This is a genomic window from Veronia pacifica (assembly GCF_001707825.1).
Classification (GTDB): Bacteria; Pseudomonadota; Gammaproteobacteria; order Enterobacterales; family Vibrionaceae; genus Veronia; species Veronia pacifica.
Genome location: NZ_LYBM01000085.1, coordinates 1 through 6369, shown reverse-complemented (window position 1 = coordinate 6369; position 6369 = coordinate 1). Strand labels below are relative to the sequence as shown.

The following is a 6369-nucleotide window of genomic DNA, read 5'->3' as shown; positions in this document are numbered from 1 at the left end:
CTAAACCCGCGATTTATACAAATGACAGAGGCACTTAAGTGCCTCTTTTTAGTCTATCCGCCTGTTATCTGACAGCATCATGCATGCTAATAGGCAGGGCACTGGTATGTTTGACCTCATCGAGTACGAAGAGTGTTTGTGCTTCTCGCACCTCAGGAAAGTTTCTGAGCGTTTTTAAAATAAATTGTGAAAGTTCTTTGTTAGTTCTGGCGACAACTTTCATAAGGTGGTCAAAAGGCCCAGATAATGAATAGCACTCTAAAATAAGCGGATGTTCCTGAACGGCGGTTTTGAATTTATCGAAAGCGGCCTCACTTTTTTGATCAATACTGACCTGAATAAATGCGGTGATGCCAAAGCCCGCTTCTTCGGCATCCAGCAATGCACTGTAGCCTTTAATCACTCCTGACTCTTCAAGGCTTTTTGTACGACGCAGGCAGGTTGACTCTGACATGTCTGTGGCCTTCGCCAGCTCAACAATAGACATTCGCCCGTTTTCCTGCAGACGCGACAGTACTTTTTTATCCTGATTGGACAGCATGATGATTCCCTTCATAAATAGTCGTTTTACTGCATGATATCACCAAAATTGATTGTCTCAAGGACGACTTTGACGGCAATCTTCACCTTTTTTCGGTTAAGATTTGTCTAGCTTTAGTTGGTGACCAAGGAGAATGTTATGTCGAACGAAAAGTTTTACCATGTGGGTGAGTTGAGTGCGGAACAACCAGCAACAACCCAATATCAAAAATCAAAATTTGCCAAAGCCCGTCACCCTGAACCTTACCGTTTTGAGGTGAACCTAAGTGCTGAAGCTGGCGATATGCAGAAGAAGACGGGTGTTGTATCGGTTAATATTCCGGGCTTCAGCCCAGTAAAACTTTACTGTGATGAGCAACCACCTGTTGGTAACGACACTGCGCCGCCACCTCTGGCTTTCTTCTCTGCAGGCATTGGCTTCTGTCTTATGACGCACCTGACAGATATCCTTACTGCGCGTAAAATTCAGGTCGATTCTCTGAAGCTTGAGCAACGCATTGTATTCCGCACCAACCTTGGCCATATGCGCGATCATGGTTACATGACTGATGGCGGTTGTGACGTGGTAGAAACACATGTGATCATCGACAGTCCTGAGCCAGAAGAGAAGATCAAAGACCTTCTGGATGAAGCAGAAAACGGTTGTATGGCACACTATGCTCTGAGAAATCCAATTCCGTGGTCAACGCGCCTTGTTTACAACGGTAAAGAAGCAATCAGCCGTTCTGGCGAGTAAGTTCGCTCCGACGAAATCGAAATAATAAAACGCTCCGTATTTTTACAGGTACCCAGCAAGCTTTCAGTTGGGTATCTGTTTTTTCGCTTTAACCGTCCTACCTACGCTTCTCCTCTTTTATCTGTGCCTCCTCAGAGGAGGGCTGAAAAGCCACTTTTGAAGCTCTTTCCATTCTGTCAGTTTTAATGAATTGGCTCGGCATGAGCACAGCTATGCTGTGGTTGTTATCGTTGAATATTTCGACTGTGTTAGATTAGCCTCAACGGTTGGGATATTTACACGTTAAAGGTTACAGGCAATGGTACAAAGAATTGGCGCATCTGCACTGGTTGTTGAGGGTGGGGCGATGCGCGGCGTATTTTCCTGCGGTATTCTGGATTATTTCCTTGAGCAGAACTTTTCTCCCTTCGACAGTTTTTGGGGAGTGTCTGCCGGTGCGAGTAATCTGGCGGCATATCTGGCAAATATGCCGGGACGAAATCGCAAAATCTATCTCGACTATAGCCTGCGTAAACCTTTCATCTCTCCGACACAACTTCTTCGGGGAGGAAATGTGATGAATTTGGACTGGATGTGGGATATCACTCTCAGGGAGTTGGGGATTGATAAAGCCAGACTGGCCGCCGAAAAGCGCCCTTTTTTCATGGGTGTCACCCGTCAGGACACTGGGCAGGCTGAATATTTGACACCCTCTGCGGACAGGGTGACAGAGACGATGAAAGCAAGCAGTGCAGTACCGATTTTATACCGAGAGGGTGTGACGCTCGAAGGTGGTCTTCGCTATGTGGATGGTGGGGTGACGGATGCTATCCCTGTCGCAGAAGCAATTAAACGTGGAGCGACTCACATCATGGTGCTGAGAAGTCGTCCTGCCAGTTATCGAAAGTCAAAGGGAAAGCTGGATTGGTTGATGAAACCTATGCTGAAGGATACGCCTGCGTTGATCGCCCCAATGATGACCCGATATGAGCGTTACAACCGGGCGATAGAGATAATAAATCACCCACCCAAAGGTGTGACAGTTACTCAGATTTGTCCTCCTGAACACTTCACGTTAACGCGATTGAGCCAATCAACAGAGAAACTGGAAGAAGCCTATCGACTTGGCCTTGAGGCGGGTAAAGAGGCAATATTTCGCTGGTGTGCGACCTGAAGCGGCCAGTTCAGCAACGCTGATAGTACAATAAAAACGGCCCATGATCGGGCCGCTGTGTTGATGATTGTTTATTGGGAGAGGGCGGTTTTAGGCCCCAATCACGCCGCCATCTTTGCGTGTAATGCGCATTACGGTTGAGCGTGGAATTGCATTTCCACCTTCCGGGAAGTGCGATGGTGCGAGGTCTTCGCCCGGGTGTTGTACACCAACGAACATAGTCTTGTGATCAGGTGAGAAGGTCAGGCCGGTAATTTCACAGGCAATTGGACCAGTAAGGAAGCGGCGGATCTCTCCTGTTTCCGGGTCTGCACACAGCATCTGGTTGTTGCCCATGCCTGCAAAGTTATCTTTGTTGGAATATTTACCGTCTGTCTGTATCCACAAACGCCCTGCTGCATCAAAACCAATACCATCAGGGCTGTTGAACATGTTGTCCTTGTTGATATTTGACGAGCCAGTCATCAGACCCTCTTGCACTTCTGGGTTACCCGCCATGACAAAAATATCCCATTCGAAGCTGTCCGATGTGTGATCACTTCCAGTAGGTTGCCAGCGAACAATGTGTCCATAAGGGTTTTTCTTGCGAGGGTTGGCAGCATTCAGTCCCTGATTCTCCCGCACACCGCGATATTTATTGTTGGTCAGGGTACAGAATACATGCTGATTATTTGGATGGACGGCAACCCATTCAGGACGGTCCATTGTCGTCGCACCTACTTGGGTAGCAGCCTCACGAGCAAAAATCATGACTTCAGCCTGACTGTTAAAACCATTTTCCGGTGTCAGTCCATTTTTGCCGAAAGTGAGTTCAAGCCATTGTCCTTTACCTTTCATTTCTTCTTCTTTGCCGTCAAATTTGGCGACAAACAAGGTGCCTTCTTCAAGGAGATCAAGGTTTGAGGCGTGAGTGCCCGGCTTGTATTTGTTTTTGGAGACGAACTTATAGAGGTGCTCTCCGCGTTCGTCATCACCGAGATAGACAACAACATGTCCGTCTTTGTTAATGGTGAGAGCGGCGTTTTCGTGTTTGAAGCGGCCAAGAGCAGAGCGTTTTTTCGGGGTGGAATTTGGATTCATAGGATCGATTTCAACGACCCAGCCAAAGCGGTGCGGTTCGTTCGGCGTTTTGGCGACATCAAAGCGTTCGTCGTGTTTCCACCAGTCGTACCCCCAGTCTTTCGCTCCTACACCATAACGCTTGTAGGTACCGCCGAGATCGACGTCTTTAGACGCGGCAAAGTAACCATTAAAGTTTTCTTCGCAAGCCAGATAGGTTCCCCATGGGGTCTGTCCGTTTGCACAGTTGTTGTAGGTGCCCAGAATGCTGGTGCCAGTTGGGTCAGCTTTGGTTTTCAGCAGATCATGACCTCTCGCCGGGCCTGTCATTTCCATTGGCGTGTAGGCGGTGATCTTGCGGTTCAGGCGACCATTGACGTTGGTCTCCCACTGACCTTTGACTTTTTTCAGCTCAATAATAGACACCCCATGAGCGGCCTGTCCTTTGCGTACATCGTCAGCTGAAATGGATTTGCCCTGATGGGCATAGAGGTATTCGTTGTTGGTGTATTCGTTATTTGCCACCAAAACCGCTCTGTCGTCAGACAATGGGAAAAAGCTCATGCCATCTGTGTTGTCGCCGTACTGCATCTCCTGCGCTTTCGAGTCGTTTGACTGACTGAACTTAGGAGAGTGGCTAAACAAGGCATCACCCCAAGAGATAAGTGGCTCTGCGATGTAACCTTCCGGTACCACAACAGTGTCGGCTGTTGAGGCAGGGATAGCGCTGAAGCCCATCAGTTTGCTCTTGCCAACCGTACCTGCAACGGCTTTTGCTACCGGGCTGGCGGCAAAAAATGCGACGGTGCCCGCCGCGCCGGTCGCGCGTAGAAAGTTGCGACGGCTCATCGCTGCTTCACTGAAACGGTTAAACTCTGGTTCTTTGTCCAGATGACGTTGGTCTATATGCTTACTCACGATTGCTTCCTTCCTAGAGATATTTTTTGTCGGGTCTCTTTGTTGGTGGGAGTCTCTTTTCTGGTTGTTAAGATTTCATGAATGCGAGGTGAAAGTGCGATCGCTGTCTTTAAAAATGTATATTTCTGATTGACTTGAGAGCGGATAGCTAGTCATTAATCTGCGTACTGTGTGTTATACACATTTTATTTGCATTGTCGATCTTGGCATGGCGGGCTGTGAAGTAGGTGAGTGATACCCGTACTTTATTGGTCGATTTTTATTAAAAGGCTATCGGTCAGCTTAAAAAAGGGGAGCAGTTACGCTCCCTTTTTTATCTGTGCAGAAGATATATCTGTGACGTTTTACTTCACGGGGATTGTGCCTCGTCTGACAGTGTTTTTCCCACAGCGTTAATGATTCGCCATACTGCGCCAGAGAGTAAAAATAAGGCTGCTGAGGTACAGACAATTGTCGGCCCTGTTGGAGTATCGAACTGATAGGAGGTTTCAAGACCAATTAGGCTTGAAAAACAGGCGATCACGGTAGCAGTTACAGCCATCATTTCTGGTGTTCGACATAAGGGCCTTGCCGTGGCTGCCGGGATGAGCAACATCGCGGCGATCAGCAATGCTCCAACAACCTTGATTGCAACGGCAACCACAACCGCAAGGGCAATGGTGAGAATAAATTGCTCACGCTTGGGGGAGAAGCCGCTGGCATGAGCGAGGTCTGGGTTCATGGTAGAGAGTAACAACCCTGACCAACGAAGCACCAGCAAAGCGATAACCAGTGCTGCGCCTCCCCATATTATCATCAGGTCATTGACGCCCACCGAGAGGATATCGCCAAACAGATACGCCATCAGATCGATCCGGACACCCGATAAAAATGAGACTGCGACCAAGCCAATTGCCAGCGAGGAGTGCGCCATGACACCCAGCAGGGTATCCATTGCGAAGCAGCGGCCACTTAGAGTGGTCACCAGTGTCGCCATTAATAGTGATACCAAAAGTGGGCCAGCAAACATGGGGGCTGAAAACGTTAATGACAGGGCAATGCCCAAAACAGCGGCATGGGCAGTCGCGTCGCCGAAGTAAGCCATTCTTCGCCAGACAACAAAGCAGCCAAGTGGTGCGGCTGCCAGCGCGACACCCACCCCTGCAAATGCTGCGCGTACGATGAAATCATCGAATAAACCGTTAAACATTGCGCACGTCCTTGGTCTGAAGTTCGCAGTTACTGTGGCTGAAATCATGATGGTCTTTATGGAGATACAGTGCCGTTTCGCTCTCGTTCTCAAAACCAAAAAGTGCCAGGTATTCCGGTGTCGCGCTGACCACTTCAGGCTTGCCCTGGCAGCATATGTGACCGTTGAGACAAATCACCCGATCTGTTGTTCTCATGACTACATGTAACTCGTGGCTGACCATGATCACTGCGCAGTTGAGCTCACGCCTTACTGCTTCAATCTGGCGGTAAAAACCAATCGAACCGCGATGATCCAATCCCTGAGTTGCTTCATCAAGTAAGAGAATATCAGGGTTACCCAGCAGTGCTCTCGCCAAAAGGACACGTTGAAATTGCCCGCCCGACAGCGACATGACCTGTTGATTATCCAGCCCCAGTACACCCGCTTGTTCCAGTGCGGTATCAATGTGTTTTTTTGAAAAGGTATTTGGCAGGCTCATAAAACGCCGCACCGTCATTGGCAGGGTTTCGTCAATATGGAGGGTTTGCGGAACATAACCTATGCGAAGATTGGCGACTTTGTTTACTGTTCCTGAGGTGGCGGGAACAGCGCCAATCAGTGTACGAAGCAAAGTCGATTTTCCTGAGCCATTTGGGCCAATGATGGTCAAAATCTCGCCACGTTCAACGCTCATGCAGATGTTGTCGAGAATACGCCGTTTGCCTATGGATACAGATAAAGCCTCAGTAGAAATCAACATAAAAACATAATCAGGTTGCTTAAAAATTTTTT

At 48.5% G+C, this 6369-nt stretch carries 6 protein-coding genes; 2 read left to right on the top strand and 4 right to left on the bottom strand.

What is annotated here, in order from left to right:
- Positions 1–64: 64 nt before the first annotated feature.
- Positions 65–556: an Lrp/AsnC family transcriptional regulator gene (locus A8L45_RS22985; protein ID WP_245680803.1), complete on the bottom strand. Its 492-nt coding sequence runs from the start codon at positions 554–556 to the stop codon at positions 65–67.
- A gap of 123 nt (positions 557–679) precedes the next feature.
- On the opposite strand from A8L45_RS22985, the gene A8L45_RS22980 reads away from it, so the two are divergent.
- Complete coding sequence (locus A8L45_RS22980) at positions 680–1276, top strand: OsmC family protein (protein ID WP_068905677.1); 597 nt, start codon at positions 680–682, stop codon at positions 1274–1276.
- Between the two features lie 298 nt (positions 1277–1574).
- The gene (locus A8L45_RS22975; RefSeq protein WP_068905676.1) at positions 1575–2429 is read left to right on the top strand and encodes a patatin-like phospholipase family protein; all 855 of its coding nucleotides are present in this window, start codon (positions 1575–1577) and stop codon (positions 2427–2429) included.
- A gap of 90 nt (positions 2430–2519) precedes the next feature.
- Here A8L45_RS22975 and A8L45_RS22970 read toward each other — a convergent pair whose 3' ends face one another.
- The 3 genes from A8L45_RS22970 to A8L45_RS22960 all read right to left on the bottom strand — a co-directional run.
- The gene (locus A8L45_RS22970; RefSeq protein ID WP_175402075.1) at positions 2520–4337 is read right to left on the bottom strand and encodes a PhoX family protein; all 1818 of its coding nucleotides are present in this window, start codon (positions 4335–4337) and stop codon (positions 2520–2522) included.
- A 418-nt stretch (positions 4338–4755) separates the two neighbouring features.
- A complete protein-coding gene (locus A8L45_RS22965; protein ID WP_068905674.1) occupies positions 4756–5595 on the bottom strand; it encodes a metal ABC transporter permease in 840 nt (279 codons plus the stop codon).
- The coding region (locus tag A8L45_RS22960) for an ATP-binding cassette domain-containing protein (RefSeq protein ID WP_245680802.1) at positions 5588–6369 on the bottom strand (782 nt) is incomplete at its 5' end. The genes A8L45_RS22965 and A8L45_RS22960, both read right to left, overlap by 8 nt.